The following is a 17,393-nucleotide window of genomic DNA, read 5'->3' on the forward strand; positions in this document are numbered from 1 at the left end:
TCCAACAACATCGCTGTGCTATCTTGCGACCTTCTGACCGGATTCGCCGATCCCAGGAGTGACCGTGGCCGAGCAGGCTGCCCAACTGGCCCACCAGCGACGCGTGCTGATCCTGGACGCGGTCCGGCGCGACGGCACCGTACGCGTGGCGGACCTGGTCGGACGGCTCGGCGTCTCGGACATGACGATCCGTCGGGACCTCGACGCCCTCGCCCGGAGCGGCGCCGTGGAGAAGGTCTACGGCGGGGCCGTCGCCACCGCCCACGCCAGCGCGCACGAGCCCGGATTCGACGCCAAGTCCGATCAGGGCGCGGCCGCCAAGGCCGCCATCGCGGTAACCGCCGCGACCCTGGTGGAACCGGGCAGTGTGGTCGCGATCTCGGGCGGGACCACCGCGTACGCCGTCGCCGCCCGGCTCCTCGGCATCCCGCGCCTGACGATCGTCACCAACTCCCTGCCCGTGGCCGAGCTGGTGCGCGCCGCCGCCGGGCAGGGCGCGGGAGCGACCCCCACCCTGCTGCTCACCGGCGGCTCCCCCACCCCCTCGGCCGCGCTGGTCGGCCCGCTCGCCGAGCTGGCGATCGCCTCCCTCCACGTGGACCTGCTCGTCCTCGGCGCGCACGGAGTCGCGGAAGGGGCCGGGCTGACCACCCCCAACCTCACGGAGGCCCAGACCAACCGGGCCCTGGTCGCCTCGGCACGCCGGATCGCCGTCGTGGCCGACCACAGCAAGTGGGGAGTGGTCGGGCTCAGCGGTTTCGCGGCGCTGGAGCAGGCCGACTGGTTCGTGACCGATCCGGGCATGCCGGCCCCGGCCCGCGCCGTCCTCACCGAGACGGTGGGAGAGCTCCTGATCGCGGGCGAGGAGCACTGAGCGCCCCGGCCAGGACCGAAGGACGCAGCAGCAGGCTTCGCAGGACGCTGCGGATCAGGCCCCGGCCCCGGGCTCCTCGGGAGCCGGCCCGGTCGTGGCCCGGATCACCAGCTCCGGGTCGAACAACAGCTCCCCCGTCGGTACGTCCCGGTTGCTGACCAGTGCCAGCACGCTGCGGCCCACCTCCAGCGCCAGCCGGTCGGCGGGCTGGCGCACCGTGGTCAGCGGCGGATCGGTGAACTCGGTGATGGCCGACCCGTCGTAGCCCACGACCGACACGTCACCGGGGACCGAGCGCCCGTGGCGGCGGACGCCCCGGATCGCGCCGAGCGCCATGTAGTCGCTGGCCGCGACGATCGCGGTGGCGCCCAGCGCCAGCAGCGGACCGACGGCGGCCTGGCCGCCCTCCACCGTGTAGGACTGCCGTACCACCCAGCGCTCCGGGTCCTCGATGCCCCGCTTGGCCATGGACTCCACGAAGCCCCGTACCCGGCGGTCGGCGGGCTGGTTGCCCGCCGGTCCCGAGGCCATCCCGATCCTGCGGTGGCCGAGGCGGTGGAGGTGGTCCACGGCCAGTTCGGCGGCGAGCGCGTCGTCCGTGGAGAAGACCGGGGTGGGCACCCCGTCCGCGAACTCGCCGTTGATCCCGACGTAGGGGACCCGGCGCTGGCGCAGCAGTTCGTACGTCTCGGTGTCGGCGCCCTCGACGGTGTTGGACGCGGACAGGAAGACGACGGCCGCGACCCCCTTGTCGACGAGCGCGGAGATGAAGTCCCGCTCCTGCACTCCGCCCGGGAAGGCGGGGCACAGGACCGTCTTCAGCCCGTGCGGGGCGAGCGCCGACTCGATGCGCTCCGCCACGTCCGCAAAGAACGGGTTCGACACGAACTCCGTGATGACGGCCACCAGTTGGCCCTGCGTCTGCCGCTCGTAGCCGACCTCGGCCATGGCCTGCTCGACCGCGTCCCGGGTCTTCTTCGACACGCCCTGGCGCCGGTTGATCACCCGGCTGACGGTGGCCTCGCTGACCTGGGCGCGGGCTGCGACCTCGGTGATCCCGACCTTCATCGCGGTCCTTCCGTGATCGTGAGCGATGCCAGACCGCCGCGCGGCACGGACAGCGAGCGTGCTCCCTCCGGCAGATACGTCGGCGGACCGTCCATGATACGGCCGTCCGGCCCGTGGACCACTCCGCGGACGGCGCCCCCGCCGCCCCGCACCTCGACCATCACCCGGTCCCGGTCGGAGCCGTTGACCAGGTGGAAGTGCTTGTGGGCGGAGAAGTCCAGCGGGACGACCCGGTCGCCGTGCACGCTGAGCAGGCAGTGGTCCCCGGCGCTCGCGCGCACGAGCGGGTACAGCTCATCGGGGCGGCCCGGCTCCACTTCACCGTCCAGCAGCAGCTCGCGGTGGACCCACCACTGCGCCAGCCAGAAGCCGATCACCTCCCGGTGCGCCGCCGGTACCCGGTCCAGCCGTACGGAGATCTGCGGCACCGAGTGCAGGGCCCCGATCAGCTGCCTGGCCACCGCGGCCACGGGGGCGTCCGGCGACCACAGGAGCATGTCGGAGTGGACGGCGCCGCCGACGGCGAGCAGCGCGGTGTCGAGGGTGCGGACCCGGTTCGCAGTCGCGTCCGCCGGGCAGTCGAAGGAGCGCAGCATATTGCCGAAGGGGGCCATGCCGGGTCCCGTGTAGGGCTGGCGCAGTTCCAGCAGGACCCCGGGGCGGACGGCTTCCAGCGCCGTGCGCAGTTCCGTCAGCAGGTCCACCATGGCTTCTCCGACGTCACCCGCGCCGTCGCCCGCGTAGACCATGGCCTGGTCGAGGAAGTCCAGCTTGAGGCCGTCGAGCCCGTACGTGCGGACCAGCCGGACGCAGAGCCCTACGACGTGTGCGCGCACCTCGGGGCGGCGGGGGTCGAGCACGTGCGCACCGGGCACGGTGGCGGGGACGGACGCGGTGGCCGCCCACTGGGCGTGGCAGGCGGCTCCGGGGCCGAGCAGCAGGGGCGCGACCCAGGCCAGGTAGCTCAGCCCGCGGGCACGGACCCTGGCCACGTGCGCGGCGAAGTCGGGGAACTTTGCCCGGTCGGGCTCCCAGTCGCCGCAGCCGGCGTAGCCGCGCCCGTGGCCCAGTTCCTGCCAGCCGTCGTCGAGGATCAGCGCTCCGCAACCGAGTCCGGCGGCCAGTTCGGCCTGGGTCTCGACGGCGGCCGCGCTGACGTCCTGGTTGAAGGCGTACCAGGTGGAGTAGACGGGGGTGCGGGCCGCGTCGGGCACCGGCGCGGGGGTGGACTCGGCGGCGAACCAGCCGCGCAGGGTCCGCATGGCCCGTGCCACCGACGGCGAGCGGGGGACGAGCAGGATCCGGTGCGCCTGCCGCGAGGCGGGCAGGCGGAGGTGGACGACGTGGGTGTCGTCCTCCTCGGACACACCGAAGCGGAGCGCCGCCTCGGGTACCGGGTCGGCGGCGGCGAAGGTGAGCAGGGTGGCGCCGGTGTGGTCGTAGAGGCATCCGGCGGCGTGCCCGTCGACCAGCGAGACCCGGGAGCGGCCCTCCCAGTCGGCGAGGAGGGTGCGCCGCCAGCCGCCCTGCGGGTGCCAGTATCCGGCGGCGTCGCCGAGGGGCACGGAGAAGCGGATCTCGACGGGGGCACCGTCGGCCCGCACTTCCAGTAGGCCCATTCCGCCGGGGAGTTCGCCCAGGGTCCAGGTGGCGTGGACGCCTGGGGCGTGGGCGAGGACGGCGAGCGAGACCCCGTCGAGCAGCGGCTCGCCCCGGGCGGGTGCCAGGCCCGCGGTGGTCACGGCCTCGGCGGCGTCCGTCGGGGCGGTGGTGGTGTGCACGGTCACTCCTTCACGGCGCCGGCGAGCAGGCCGGACACGAAGTGGCGCTGCAGCGCCAGGAATACGAGGGCCATGGGGATCGCCGCGGCCGCGGTTCCGGCGAGGATCGCTCCGTAGTCGGTCTCGTCGAGACCCTGGAGGGAGGCCAGGGCCACCGGGACGGTGAACGAGGCGCTGTCGCGCAGGACGATCAGCGGCCAGACGAAGTCGTTCCACTGGTAGAGGAAGAGGAAGATCGCCAGGGCGGCCAGCGCCGGCTTCATGGGCGGGAGCACCACCTTCCAGAACAGCCGCAGTTCGCCGCAGCCGTCCATGCGCCCGGAGTCGAGGAGTTCGTCGGGGAGCGCGGCCATCGACTGGCGCATCAGGAAGATGCCGAAGGGCAGGGCCAGGTTGGGCATGATGACGGCCTGGTACGTGTTCAGCCAGTGCAGCTCGGCCATCATCTGGAAGAGCGGTACGAGGGTGACCTGGGCGGGGATCACCAGCCCGAGCATGAGCAGCGCGAACAGCGCTTCCCTGCCCCGGAAGCGGTACTTGGCGAAGCCGTATCCGGCGAGCGCGCAGACGGCGCCCGCGCATACGGTGTACACCACCGCGATCAGCAGGGAGTTGAGGACGACCCGGCCGAACTGGGCGGTGTCCTGGAGGGTGTTGAGGTTGGCGCCCAGGTGGCCGCCGGGCAGCAGCGGGGGCGGGCTGTCGAAGATCTCCCGGGAGCTGTGCGTGGCGGCGACCACGAGCCAGTAGAAGGGGATCAGGACGACGGCCAGGGCGATGGCGAGTCCGGAGGTGAGCAGGATGCTCCGGCCGCGGTGGCGGGCGACGGTCATGACTTCTCCCCCAGGAAGCGGAACTGGATCACGCCGAGGATGCCGATGAGGACGGCCAGGGCGTAGGCGATGGCGGAGGCGTATCCGAAGTCGAAGTACTTGAAGGCGTTCTGGTACAGGTACACGCCGATGGTCAGGGTGGCGTTGTCCGGGCCGCCGCCGGTGAGCACGAACGGCTCGTCGAAGATCTGCAGGGTGCCGATGGTGGAGAGCACCGTGGTGAGCAGCAGCGCGGGGCGCAGGCCCGGCAGGGTGACGTGGCGGAAGGAGGTCCAGGCGCCGGCCCCGTCCACGGCCGCGGCGTCGTACAGCTCGGCGGGCACGGACTGCAGGCGGGCGAGCAGGATCACCGCGTTGTACCCGGTGTAGTGCCAGGTCAGCGCGAGGCCGAGGGAGACCTTCGCCCACAGGGGGTCGGTCAGCCAGGGCACGGAGTCCAGGCCGGCCAGTCCCAGCGCCCAGTTGACCAGCCCGTAGTCCTTGTTGAGCAGGACGGAGAAGATGATCCCGTAGGCGACCAGGCCGGTGACCATGGGCAGGAAGAAGCCGAGCCGGAAGACCGTGCGGCCGCGCAGCAGGGTGGAGTTCAGGGCCACGGCGAGCCCGGTGGCGAGGGCCAGCATGACCGGCACCTGGACGACGAGGATCACCGCGGTGTTCTTCAGGGCGGTCCAGAACAGCCGATCGTGGAGCAGCCGGGCGTAGTTGTCGGCGCCGACGAACCGCTCGGTCCCGCCGACGGTCTTGTGCAGGCTGATCACGAAGGAACGGCCGATGGGGTAGAGCTTGAAGACGGCGAAGAGGAGCAGCGCGGGCAGGACGAAGAGGTACGGTGCCACGCGCCGGCGCGGCCGCGGCCGCGGGGCCACCCCCTCGGAAGGGACGGCCCGCGCCGTGCTGCCGGTGAGCGTGACGGTCATCGGGAGACCTTGCGTCCCGTCTGCTGGGCGAGTTGGTCGGCGGCGTCCTTCAGCACCTTCGCCGGGTCGGCGCCGGTCAGCAGCACCTTGGACTGGGCGTCGGTGACGAGCTTGAGGGCGCGGGCGTAGTCGGCGGTGTAGTTGAAGGCGGACGAGGGGGCCTTGAGGGCCTCCAGGAAGACCTCGCCCTTCTTCTGGCCGCTGAAGAAGGCGGACGGCTCGTGGAAGACCGCGTCGTCGTAGGCCGCCATCAGGGCAGGGGCGATGCCCTTGCCCTTGTAGATCTGCACCTGGGAGGCCGGGCGGGTGAGGACGAACTCGACGAAGGACCAGGCTGCGGCCTGATGCTTGCTGCTGCCCGCGACGGCCAGGTGGGTGGAGTTGACCGTGGCCGCGGTGGAGCCGCCCCGGCGCACGGCCGGGGGAAGGCGGACCTTCCACTTGCCCGCTTCTTCGGGGACCTGCTCCTGGATGATGCCGCCGAACCAGGTGGGCATGGGCAGGACGGCCGCGGTCCCCTGCTTCAGAGAGCTCATCAGGGCGTTCCAGCCGCCGGCGAGATCACTGACCAGGCCGGCGTCGTTCATCGTCTTGATGAGGGTCATGGCCTTCACGGCCTCCGGGGAGTCGAGCGTGATGTCCCCGGAGAGGCTGAAGTAGAAGGCGCCCTGCAACTGGAGCAGCATCTGGAAGAAGTTGGCGGCGTCGGCCTGTGAGGCGGGCTTGTCGATGCCCAGCAGGTGGGCGCCGGTCTTCGCCTTGATCTCCTTGCCCGCCTCGATGGTCTCCTCCCAGGTCTGGAGGGCGCCGGCGTCGACCCCGGCCTTCTCGAAGAGGTCGGCGCGGTAGTAGAAGCCGGCCGAGTTCGCCTCCCACGGCAGGGCGTTGACGCGCTTGCCGTCGGGGGACACGGTCTGCCACATGCCCTGCGCGAAGGCGTCCCGGTGGGCATTGGCTCCCAGCGGGCCGAGGTCGGCGAGGCCGCCGGGGAACTTCTCCACGTAGCCCGGCAGGTAGTCGACCCCGATGTGCAGGACGTCGGCGAGGCCCTGGCCGCCGGCCGCGAGCCCGGTGGTGATCTTGTCCCAGATCGCAGGGTTGCCGATGTCCTCGACCGTCACCTCGATGCCGGGGTACTTCTTGTTGAACTCCGGTACGAGGGCCTTCATTTCGGCGGCCGGCCCCTGCCAGGACCAGACCGCGATCTTGCCCTTGTCCTTCTCCCCCGCGCTCCCGCCCTGGCCCGTATCGCCCGTGCCGCCCGTTCCGGAACAGGCGGTCAGGCCGGTGAGCCCGGCTCCCGCGGCGATCGCGCCACCCATCTGCAGCACTCTCCGACGTTCCAGTTCCATGCCTGACCCACCCCTGCTCGCAGCGTTGCCGTAGCCGACTGGCCAGGACTGTAACCAGCCACACTCGTCACTTGCAAGAGTTCAATGAAATCTTTCAGTCCGATCCAGCATTCATTTCTGACAAGTTCATTGCAAAACTTCCGAGGGGATTGCTAGCGTGCCGCCCGCCCTGCTCCGTCCGCCCCTTCAGGGAGAACCCGATGACGCGTTCCCGTGTGTCGCTCCTGTCCGCCCTCGCCCTCCTCCTCCCGCTCACCCCGCTCGCCTTCGGCGGCCAGGCGGCCGCGGCCGCACCGGTCGCGCCTCCCCCGCCCGCCCCGCTCGCCGTCACCAACCCGGGGTTCGAACAGGGCGGTACCGGCTGGCAGTTCACCGCCGGTACGGGAGTCGCCACGAACTACCCGCACGGTGGGGCCCGCCTCGTCTACCTCGACGCCGGGCCGGGAATGAAGGTGTCCCAGACCGTGACGGCCACGGGCCGGGGGGCGTACGACATATCCGCCTGGGTCGCGACGGGCGGGCCGAACGGCCGGTACGTCGCCCGCGTCAACGGCGCGGTCGCCGCCGCACTCACCCTGCCGAGCGCGACGAACTACCGGCGCTACACGCTGAGCCGGATCGCCCTCGCCCCCGGCGACACACTGGAGATCGCCTTCGAGTCCGGGAACGGCTGGGTCAACGCCGACGACGTGATGCTCTCCCCCGCCTCCCCCGCGGATCCGAGGATCAGCTCCTCCGACCCGAAGATCGTCGAGATGTTCGACTGGTCCAAGCGCAAGGCCAACAGCTGGGTCCAGCTGCCGGGCACCCAGGGCCCGCTCAACGTGGACGAGAACCACACCGGCGGCACCGGCAGCGGCACCTACGCGGCCTCCTACTGGGCCGGCTACGCCAACCGCACCGGCTACTACTCGCGCGACATGGCCCACCAGCTGGCCGGCGCCGGAGTCCTCGGCCTGAACGCGGAGAACAAGGCGATGCTGCGCTCCTTCGCCGCGTCCGCCACCCCCGCGCACAAGTACTACCCGGCGTGGGCCTTCAACTTCGACGCGAAGACCTATCTCTCGATCGACTACAGGAGCCCCACCAACTTCGTCCGCGAGGTGCCCGCCACCTTCGAGCTGGTGCAGAAGTCCGAGGAGGCGTACCGCTGGAGCGGGGACCGTGCCTACGTCGACGACCCGGCGCTGTGGAACTTCTACCAGCACGCCACCGACGAGTTCGTCACCCTGCACGACGGCCTGAAGGACAACGGCGCGGTCAAGGTGGCCGAGGGCACCGGCCAGGGCATCTTCCAGGGCACCGCCAGCTACAACGAGCAGAGCGGCGAGCCGCTCGCCGAGGCCGGCGACGCGATCGGCTCCCAGTACCAGGCGTACCTCGCGGTGGCCTCGCTCGCCCGCTCCAAGGGGGACCGCGCCCTCGCCGACCGGAACGAGGCCAAGGCCCGGGACCTGAAGACCTACTTCAACTCCACCTGGAGCGGGACCGGTTCGGGCGCGGACATGGTGCGCGGCTACACCACGGACGGACGCGCCCTGACCGGCTGGGGCAAGGAGAACAGCTGGTTCATGCCGATGAAGCAGATCATCGAACCCGGCGCCCGCCGCGAGGCCTACCTGGACTACATCGACCAGCAGGCCTCCGGCCCGGGCCGGCCCTCCAACATCGAGGCCCTCACCTACCTGCCGGACACCTTCTTCCGGAACAACCGCAGCGACACCGGGTGGAAGTGGATGAAGGACGTCTACGACCACAAGGACATCCAGCACGTGAACACCAAGCAGGGCACCAACGGGGACTACCCCGAGGTCTCCTTCACCCTGCTCGGCCAGACCGTGGAAGGGCTCATGGGGGTCACTCCCAACGCGCCCGCACACGCCCTGAGCACCCAGTCCCGGCTGCCTTCGGGCATGGACTGGCTGCGGATCGACGACCTCCAGGTCGGCGACTCGGTCTTCTCGCTGCGCCACGACGGGGCGACGAAGTCCTCACTCACGCACACCTCGGGCAGCTCCTCCTACACCTGGGAGGCCCGCTTCCCCGGTACGTACACCACGGTCACGGTCGACGGCGTGGCCCAGCCGGCCCGCACCGAGGTGGTGGACGGGGCGACGTACACCTACGTGACCCCGGTCGTGGCTCCGGGCCGCACGGTCACGGTCCAGGTGGGCTGAGGTCCGGGCAGGGCCGGCCGTTCCCGCGTCGGCCGCCGAGGCCATCCGGTGCCGACACCGGCACCGGATGGCGTAACGCCTCTGGCTCTCGTTCCGGACATCGACCAGCATGAGCACAGAGGGACCGGCGGACGAGATGGGCACGCATGCGCGCCACTGATGGCAACCAGGACTATCCCTTCGCCGTGACGAACACGGCCGCGGCGCTGCTGGACGATGCCGGGACGATCGTCGCCTGGACGCCGGCCGCCGAAGCCCTTCTGGAACGCCCGTCCGCGGACGTGTGCGGCCGACCGGCACGGGACCTCCTGGCAGACGCGAGCAGCTGGGAAGCGGTTCTGGCCCAGGGCAAGCAGGGAGATCCGGAGGGGTGGGAGGGCCGGGCCACCCTGCGGCACGGCTCCGGACGCGATCTGGAGATCGGCTTCCGCGTCGTCCCGCTGAACGACGGCGTACGGGGGAACGCGGCCCGCTGCCTCGTACTCGGCTCACCCCTGGAGCTGGTCGCCCGATGGCGGCAGGACCACGCCTTCACGCAGGAGCTCTTCCTCCAGGGACGCGTGGGCCTTGCCGTCTTCGATCCGGACCTGCGCCTGCTTCGGACGAACACGCACCTGTTGCCGTACACCGGGGTGCCCGTCGAACTGAACGGCCGGCGCCTGGCCGACTTCCTGTGGGCCGAGGACGCGCGGATCATCGACGACCGGCTGCGGGAGGTCCTGCACAGCGGGGACCCCCTGATCGGTTTCAACACGACCGCGCGCACCTTGGACGACCCCAGAGGCGGCCGGGTCGTGACCATCCAGGCGTTCCGGCTGCAGGGACCCGGCGGACGTCCGATGGGTGTGGCGACGGTGTTCACCGACGTCACCGACCACGAGCGGTCTCGTGGGCGCCTGGACCTCCTGTACCGCGCGACCGGAGCACTGGGCGGTTCGCTGTCCGTCCTGCGCACCGTCGAGGACCTGGTCAAGATCCTGGCGCCCACGCTCGGAGACTGTGCCGCGGCGGATCTCGTGGAGACCGTTCTGACCGGCGGTGAACCCGATGCTGACGGGCATCCCGCGCAGCCGCTGATCCGCATGGCCGCCGCCGGAGCGGCAGCGGACGTGCTGCGTAGGGCTACGGTCCATTTCGCGGCTCCTCCCGCGGCGCCCGTTGAACCTGCGCCCGCGGCGGCGAAGTCCGAACCGGCCGCGCCCGCGGCGCGGGAGTGCCGGGGAGAGCTGGTCACCGGCCTCGGAACCCGCTCCGCGGGGCCCGTGGGCGACGCCGCCCCGGAGTGGGCCGCCGGTGTCCCGGGTGCACATTCGGCGATGACGGCGCCGCTGTGCGCACGGGGCATCGCGTTCGGAAGGATCACGGTCTGGCGCACGGGGGACGCTTCCCCGCTGGACGAGGACGATCTGGCGCTCCTGGAGGAGATCGCAGCCCGTGCGGCCGTAGCCGTGGACAACGCGCGGCGGTACACCAAGGAACGCCGCACCGCTGTGGGCCTGCAGCGCAGCCTTCTGCCGCCGACCACCTCGCAAACGCCGGCAGTGGAAGCCGCCAGCCTTTACCTGCCCGCCGACGCGGACAGCGGAGTGGGCGGCGACTGGTTCGACGTCATCCCCCTGTCCTCGGCCCGTGTCGCCCTGGTGGTCGGGGACGTCGCCGGTCACGGCCTGCACGCGACGGCCATGATGGGCCGCCTGCGCAGCGCCGTACGCGCGATGGCAGACCTGGAACTGGAACCCGAGGAACTGCTGGCCCACGTGGACGACATGGTCCTGCAGGTCGCCGCCGAGGCCGAGAGCGACGACATGGAGGACGGCGACGCGGGTACGCCGCTGCGCAGCGGACCGGCTGGTGCCACCTGCCTGTACGCCGTCTACGACCCGATCACCCGAAGTTGCGTCATGGCGAGCGCCGGACACCCGCCGCCGGCCGTGGTCAGCCCGGACGGAACCGTGGAGTACGTCGAGCTGAGCCCCGGCCCGCCCCTGGGCGTCGGTGGCTGGCCCTTCGAGCCGGTCGAACGCGATCTGCCTCCGGGGAGCGTCCTCGCCCTGTACACCGACGGCCTGATCGAACGCGGAGAGGGGGACATCGACCAGGGCATGCGCGACCTGGCGGACCGCCTGCTGCGCGCGGACGTGCTCGGCCGGCCGCTGCGTCAAGCCCGGGACGACATCGTGGAAGGGTTGCCGCCGGGCCGGCTGAGGGACGACGTCACCCTCCTGCTGGCCCGTACCCGGGTGGTGGACGCCGACTCCATCGCGACATGGCAGCTCGACGCGGACCCGGCGATCGTCGGCGACGCGCGCCACCTCGTCCTGGATCAGCTGACCGCCTGGGACCTCGACGAACTCGCCTTCAGCACGGAGCTCATCGTCAGCGAGCTGGTCACCAACGCCATTCGCCACGCCGGCGGCCCGGTCCGGCTCCGGCTGATCCGGGCGGACACCCTGACGTGCGAGGTCTCGGACTCCAGCAACACGCAGCCGAGGATGCGGCGTGCGAGGAACTCCGAGGAAGGCGGTCGCGGCCTGTACATCGTCGCCCAGCTCTCGCACCGCTGGGGCAGCCGCTACACCGCGGGAGGCAAGACCGTCTGGTCCGAACAGGACCTGCCCCCTCCTTGACGGCCCGGCGGAGCCCTTCACCGAGCCGGCTCGCCGGAGTGCCGTGCCTCCATTAGGTGGATACCCTGGGAAGTGTGATCGAGTCCGGACCACCGCGGCACCGTAGGCGCCCAGGCCCGGGAAGACTTGTACGGCTGTCGCCGGTCATCCTGACCGCCGTCATCGCCAGCCTGGCCTACACCACTCCGCCGGACCTGGCCTTCAGCCGCCTCCTTCCTGCGGCGCCGGCCCTGGCCGCCGCCATGTGGCCGGTCCTGCCCACCGTCCTGCTCGGGACGGTCTGCCTCCTTCTGATGATCGGCCTCAGCCTCGTCTTCCCCGATCTGGGAACGTGGTGGACGGCCGCGGGAATCATCGCGGTCACCGTGGCCGCCGCCTACGGAAGCCACGTCCGGCTCCAGCGCGAGCGCACCCTCTTCCAGGTGCGGCTCGTCGCCGACGCCGCGCAGCAGGTGGTGCTGAGCCCCATGCCGCACCGCTTGGGCAACCTCGAGATCGAGTCGCTGTACCTCGCCGCTGCGGCGGAGGCCCGCATCGGCGGGGACTTCTACGAGGTGGTCGACACGCCTTACGGGATCAGACTGCTCATCGGTGACGTGCGGGGCAAGGGCCTGCCCGCGGTGGGGGCGGCCGCGACGATCGTCAACGCCTTCCGGGAGGCGGCCTACAGCGAGGCCGACATGGTCGACGTCGCACGCAGGCTGGACGCCAGCAGCACCCGTTACAACGCCGCGTTCCCCCTGGACGGGGCGATGGAGCGCTTCGCCACGGCCCTTCTCGTCCAGATCCCGCACGAGGGCCGCCGTATCGACATCCTCAACTGCGGACACCCCCCACCAATGCTCCTGCACCGCAGAAGGCTCCGTGTCCTGGAGTCCGCCACTCCGTCGCCGCTGATCAGCCTCGCGGAGCTCGTCGGCGATCACTACAACGTCGACACCTACGATTTCGCCCCCGGCGACCTGCTGCTCCTCTATACCGACGGGATCGCCGAGGCCCGCGCCCGCGACGGCGAATTCTTTCCCCTGGCGGCCTGGATGCTCCGGCAACCGCCGACACCGCCCCGCGAACTGCTCACGGCTCTTCACCGCGATCTTCTGCGCTACAGAAGAGGAAGCCTCGACGACGACGTCGCCGCCCTCGCCGTACGCCTGTGCGAGCCCTGAGGCGGGCGACCGAAGACGGCTGCTCGGCGAGCGCCGTACGTCAACTTTGCTGATTCCAGCGATGGTTGACGGACGCATGCATACGATCAACGGCATGACACCAGTGATCGCCCCACTGCCGGGCGGTACGCCCGCGCAGCTCGGAGGTCACCGGATCCTCGGTGTGCTCGGGGCCGGAGGCATGGGGACGGTCTACCTCGCCCGCCGCCGGGGGCGTCCGGTCGCCCTGAAGACCATCCGGCCCGAACTCTTCCGCGACGCGGACCTGCGCGAGCGGTTCACCCGCGAGGCCGCCGCCGCGGCGGCGGTCCGCAGCCCCTTCGTCGCCAACGTGCTCGGCTCCTCGACCGCCGGGCAAGTGCCCTGGATCGCCGCCGAGTTCGTACCCGGCACGACCCTCGCCGCCGCCGTACTGCGGCACGGAGCCCTGCCCGCGCCCGCCGTGCGGGTCCTCGCCGGGGCGCTCGGCCGGGCCCTGACGGCCCTGGGCGCGGCCGGGGTCGTACACCGCGATCTGAAGCCGTCGAACGTCATCCTCGGCGCCGACCGCCCCCGCGTCGTCGACTTCGGCATCGCCCGGGTCACCGGCGACGCCACTTTGACCACGACCGGGCAGCGCCCCGGAACGCCCGGCTACATGTCGCCCGAACAGGTGGTGAAGGGGCCTCTCGGACCGCCGAGCGACGTCTTCTGCCTCGGCGCGCTGCTCGTCTTCGCACTGACCGGCCGGCACGCCTTCTACGACGGAGACCCGGTCCGCTCGGACTTCCGCATCGCCTACGAGGCCCCCGACCTCACGGACGTACCGGCCGAGCTGACGCCCGTGATCCGCGGCTGCCTCGAAAAGCAGCCGGAAGACCGGCCCGCCGCCGCGGAGGTGGCCGCGGAACTCGACCCGCAGGGCATCGCCCTGCGCGCCGCCACCCGCTGGCTGCCACCCACGGCGCTCGCCGACGCCGCCGAGATCGCACGGGCCGCAGCCGCCCTGGGCGCCGGCCCGACGCTGCAGACCCGGCGCAGGGTGCTCACCGGCGTCGGCGCGGCCGTGCTCCTCGCGGCGACCGGTGCCACCGCCCTGCGCACCCTCCAGGGGGACGACGGCCCCGGCCGCACCCCCGCCCCCCGCTGGAGCGGCCCGCCCGGCACGGTGCCGGGGCCCCTGTGGTCGTACGACGGCGCCGCGGCGCAGTCGGCCTTCGGGCCGGTCGACGTCGACGGCCGGGTGTGCTTCGCGGACGGCGGCGGTGAGCTCCTCCTCCACGATCCGGTCTCGGGCGAACGGCGCTGGCGCGGCCCGGTGGTGCGCAACCTCGTCGGCGGCCGCCGGCCCGTCGCCCTGGCCCCGGACGGCGCCCTGCTGTTCCTGGACCCCGGCAGCGGTACGGTCCGCCACCGCGCGGGTGACGGAGTGACCGGGCTGCTCGCCGCCGCCGAGGACCAGGTGTACGTCCTCGACGCCGACGGCCGCGTGGCCGCGCTCAAGGGGGCGGACGGCGGGGTGCGCTGGCGCGTGCCCGTCCCCGTGTCGGGGAAGGTGCTCTCGGCGGCCGCGGGGTACGGGCTGCTGCTCCTGGCCTCCGCCACCGGCGGGGTGGCGGCCCTGTCCGCCGCCGACGGCGGCTCCGTGTGGCGGCGGCCCGCCGGCACCGACAGCTCGTGGACGGCCCTTTCCGCGCGCGGAGTACTGCTGGGCGGGGCCGGAGACCGGACGCTGACCTGCCTGGACCGGGGGCGGGGCGAACAGCTGTGGACCCTGACCGCGGACGACGGCGCGGGCTTCGGCATGCCCACGCCGTCCGGCGACAGCGTGTACGTCGCCGACGGCCGACAGCTCCGGAGCATCGACGCGAAGACCGGGACCTCCGTCTGGACCGTGCTGGCCTCCGAGGAACTTGCCCAGGACCAGGCCCCGTTGGTGGCGGGATCCGGGATCTTCGCGCCGCTGCGCAAGCCCGAGCTCGGCATCCTCGTGGTGCACGGCGGGCGGGCGGCCGAACAGTACGTGTTCGCACCGGCCCCGGCCGGAGGGGGCCGGGCCGACGCTCCCTGGCGGGGCGTGGTCGCCGGCGGCAGCGCCATCTGGCAACGCGGCAGCGCGGTCCGCGCCCTGCCGGGCATGTGACCGGCCCCGGGCGGGGCCACGAGGCGAGGGGGGAACGCGTGGGGGGCGGACGTCTGGAGGAGGGCCTCGGCCCCGAGGACCCGCGGTCGGCCGGGCCGTACCGGCTGCTGGCCCGTTGGCCCGGCCCCCGGCCGGTGCCGCCGCGCGGCGGCATGTACCTCGGCCGCGACCGGAACCACGGGCACGCCGTGGTGTGCCTGCTGCCCCCGGCCGCGTGCCGGGCTGCCGAGGCCCTGAGCCGCGGGCCCGTGCCGGGGGTGCCGGCCGTACTGGACCTGAACACCGGGACCGAGCCCGCGTGGGTGGCTCTCGTACACACCCCTGCCGTGTCCCTCTCCGACGTGGGGCGGCGGCCCGGAACGGAGTCCGGGATCCTGCCCCTGGACCAGTCGGTGCGGCTCGCCGCGGAGATCGCCGACACCCTGGCCGCCCTGCACGCCCGGGGCATCAGCTACGGCGCGGTGGCACCCGACGGGGTCTGGCTCACCACGGCCCGCCCGCTGCTGATGGCCCTGCATGCCTGCCGCATGCCGTCCGAGCGGCCGCCTCGGGAACCGGACCGGGGGCCACAGCAGGGGCAGGGGCCCGGCCGGGGGCCCCGACCCGACGCGGGGCCCCGGCGGCCCGAACCGCACAGCCGGGTGTCGACCGTGCCCGCCGCTTTCATGGCCCCGGAAGTGGCCGCGGGGCGACCCTCCTCCAGCGCCGGCGACGTGTACTCCCTGGCGGTGCTGCTGCTCCACACGGCCACCGGGCGGCTCCCCTTCGGGGACGGCCCGCCGCCCGTGCTGGCCTACCGCGCCGTCCACGACCGGCCCGAACTGCCCGACCTGCCGGGCGAGCTGGGCGAGGTGGTGGCCGCGGCGCTGGCCGCCTCCCCTAAGGACCGCCCGACCGCCGCGGAGCTGCGGCGGACGCTGGCCCCCGGCGGGCTGGACGTGGAGCGGCCGCCGGAGCCCCTGCCCGGCCGGGTCGTCGCCGCACTGGCCGTACGCACGCAGGCGATCGCCGACCTGGAGATCGCCGATGCAGATGCGGACGCGGACGGGGACGGGGACGGGCATCCGGACGACCGGGCCCCGGCGGGCGCCGATGCGCACGAGCCCCCGCACCCCGCCACCCAGGCGGCGACGCCCCCGGCCCCCGGCCCGGTTCCGGCCCCGACGACCACCCCCGACGCGTCCGCCCCGCCCACCCGCCGCCGGGTGCTGTCCGGCCTGCTGACCGGCGCGGCGGGCGCGGCCCTGGGGGTCTGCGGGACCCTCGCCCGGTCCGCGCTGACCCACGGGGACGGCCGCACCGGGCCGTCCGCGGCAGGGGGCGGTGCCGGTACGAGCCCCCGCGTGCCCGGCATGCCGCCGGCCGCCCTGTGGCGTCTGGACGACCCGACGGCCCGCATCCGGCTCCTCCCGGTGGGCAGCGCCGATCGTTGCCTGATGACGCGCGGCGACGTCCTGTACGGGCACGACCTGCGCACGGGCAAGGAGGTGTGGCAGCTGCCCACGGGCGGCAGCACCCCGCCCGTACAAGTGCCCGGCGACCGCTTCCTGACGGCCACGCGCGAAGGGCTGTCGCTCTGCTCGATGCGCGACGGCCGTACCCAGTGGCTCCAGCGCGACGAGCAGCTCGCGGGGGTGCTCGCCGCCGACGGCGCCACCGCGTGGCTGCGTATGGCGGACGGGAGCGCGACGGGCGGATACCTGCTGGCGGCGTTCGACCTGGACCACCGCAAGGAGTTGTGGCGCAGCCCGCTGCCGAGCGGATTCGGCAACGGGCAACTCGCCACCACGGTCGGCCCGGAGACGGTCGTCGTGGAGGTGCAGGTACCCCGGCCGGTGTTCCGGGACGTCACGGCCGTCCGGACCCTCGCGATCGCGGGCTTCGAGCGGAGCAGCGGACGCATGCTCTGGAACCGCTCCTATCCCGACGTGCACGCCGGCCCGGCCTCCGTGGTGGACCCGGCGGGCGGCGGGCGGCTGTTCCTGCTCTCCGGCGGTCGCGCCCACGCCTACGACCTGAAGACCGGCACCCGGCTGTGGGAGTCGCAGGCCCTGGTCGCCGGGACCAACGCCCCGCCCTTCTTCAGCGGCGGCACCCTGTACCTGGCCGACGACGGCACAGGGCCCATCGTCGCCGTCGACCCGGACACCGGCCGGACGCTGTGGGAGCAGACGCTCAACGAGAACCTGGCGTGGAACGAGCTCGGGAGCATGACCGCGAGCGCCACCGGACGCACCCTCTACCTCGCGACCCTGCACCAGGTCACCGCGACCGGCATCCCCTCGGGCAAACGGCTGTGGCAGACCGGGCTCGCGGGGGTGGAAGCCCGGGAACCGTTCCAACTCGCCGCGCTCCCCGGCACCCTCCTCGTCGCCCGGCCGTCCGCCGTCGTCGCCCTCCCGGCGGACTGACCCCACGCCCTCGCTCCCGCGCCCGCTGACGCACGCACAGACACCTACCGACAGATACGCCC

At 72.7% G+C, this 17,393-nt stretch carries 11 protein-coding genes; 6 read left to right on the plus strand and 5 right to left on the minus strand.

Going from position 1 to position 17,393, the window contains the following annotated elements; genetic code table 11:
- Positions 1 to 64 precede the first annotated feature (64 nt).
- The gene (locus OG490_RS03220) at positions 65 to 874 is read left to right on the plus strand and encodes a DeoR/GlpR family DNA-binding transcription regulator (protein WP_330294751.1); all 810 of its coding nucleotides are present in this window, start codon (positions 65 to 67) and stop codon (positions 872 to 874) included.
- Between the two features lie 54 nt (positions 875 to 928).
- Here the strand turns inward: OG490_RS03220 and OG490_RS03225 are convergent, their stop codons facing one another.
- Genes OG490_RS03225 through OG490_RS03245 form a run of 5 tightly spaced genes read right to left on the minus strand, consistent with a single transcriptional unit; the run spans position 929 to position 6,828 of the window.
- The gene (locus OG490_RS03225; protein WP_330294752.1) at positions 929 to 1,942 is read right to left on the minus strand and encodes a LacI family DNA-binding transcriptional regulator; all 1,014 of its coding nucleotides are present in this window, start codon (positions 1,940 to 1,942) and stop codon (positions 929 to 931) included.
- Entirely contained in the window at positions 1,939 to 3,723 is a 1,785-nt protein-coding gene (locus OG490_RS03230) for a glycoside hydrolase family 36 protein (protein ID WP_330294753.1), read from the minus strand. Before OG490_RS03230 ends, OG490_RS03225 begins: the two co-directional genes overlap by 4 nt.
- 2 nt (positions 3,724 to 3,725) lie before the next feature.
- Positions 3,726 to 4,556 (minus strand): carbohydrate ABC transporter permease, encoded by an 831-nt coding sequence (locus OG490_RS03235; protein ID WP_330294754.1) that lies wholly within the window; start codon positions 4,554 to 4,556, stop codon positions 3,726 to 3,728.
- Complete coding sequence (locus OG490_RS03240; RefSeq protein WP_330294755.1) at positions 4,553 to 5,476, minus strand: carbohydrate ABC transporter permease; 924 nt, start codon at positions 5,474 to 5,476, stop codon at positions 4,553 to 4,555. The genes OG490_RS03235 and OG490_RS03240 overlap by 4 nt, the downstream gene beginning before the upstream one ends.
- Entirely contained in the window at positions 5,473 to 6,828 is a 1,356-nt protein-coding gene (locus tag OG490_RS03245; protein WP_330294756.1) for an ABC transporter substrate-binding protein, read from the minus strand. The genes OG490_RS03240 and OG490_RS03245 overlap by 4 nt, the downstream gene beginning before the upstream one ends.
- A 200-nt stretch (positions 6,829 to 7,028) precedes the next feature.
- Between OG490_RS03245 and OG490_RS03250 the strand changes: the two genes are divergently transcribed.
- The 5 genes from OG490_RS03250 to OG490_RS03270 all read left to right on the plus strand — a co-directional run bounded on the left by OG490_RS03250 (position 7,029) and on the right by OG490_RS03270 (position 17,331).
- Positions 7,029 to 9,005, plus strand: a complete 1,977-nt coding sequence (locus OG490_RS03250; RefSeq protein WP_330294757.1) for a hypothetical protein — start codon at positions 7,029 to 7,031, stop codon at positions 9,003 to 9,005.
- Between the two features lie 146 nt (positions 9,006 to 9,151).
- Positions 9,152 to 11,632: an ATP-binding SpoIIE family protein phosphatase gene (locus OG490_RS03255; RefSeq protein ID WP_330294758.1), complete on the plus strand. Its 2,481-nt coding sequence runs from the start codon at positions 9,152 to 9,154 to the stop codon at positions 11,630 to 11,632.
- 74 nt (positions 11,633 to 11,706) lie between these two features.
- Positions 11,707 to 12,798 (plus strand): PP2C family protein-serine/threonine phosphatase, encoded by a 1,092-nt coding sequence (locus OG490_RS03260; RefSeq protein ID WP_330294759.1) that lies wholly within the window; start codon positions 11,707 to 11,709, stop codon positions 12,796 to 12,798.
- A 94-nt stretch (positions 12,799 to 12,892) separates the two neighbouring features.
- The gene (locus OG490_RS03265) at positions 12,893 to 14,920 is read left to right on the plus strand and encodes a serine/threonine-protein kinase (RefSeq protein ID WP_330294760.1); all 2,028 of its coding nucleotides are present in this window, start codon (positions 12,893 to 12,895) and stop codon (positions 14,918 to 14,920) included.
- A 38-nt stretch (positions 14,921 to 14,958) separates the two neighbouring features.
- Positions 14,959 to 17,331: an outer membrane protein assembly factor BamB family protein gene (locus OG490_RS03270; protein ID WP_330294761.1), complete on the plus strand. Its 2,373-nt coding sequence runs from the start codon at positions 14,959 to 14,961 to the stop codon at positions 17,329 to 17,331.
- Positions 17,332 to 17,393 lie beyond the last annotated feature (62 nt).

The organism is Streptomyces sp. NBC_00503 (genome assembly GCF_036346895.1).
GTDB lineage: Bacteria > Actinomycetota > Actinomycetes > Streptomycetales > Streptomycetaceae > Streptomyces.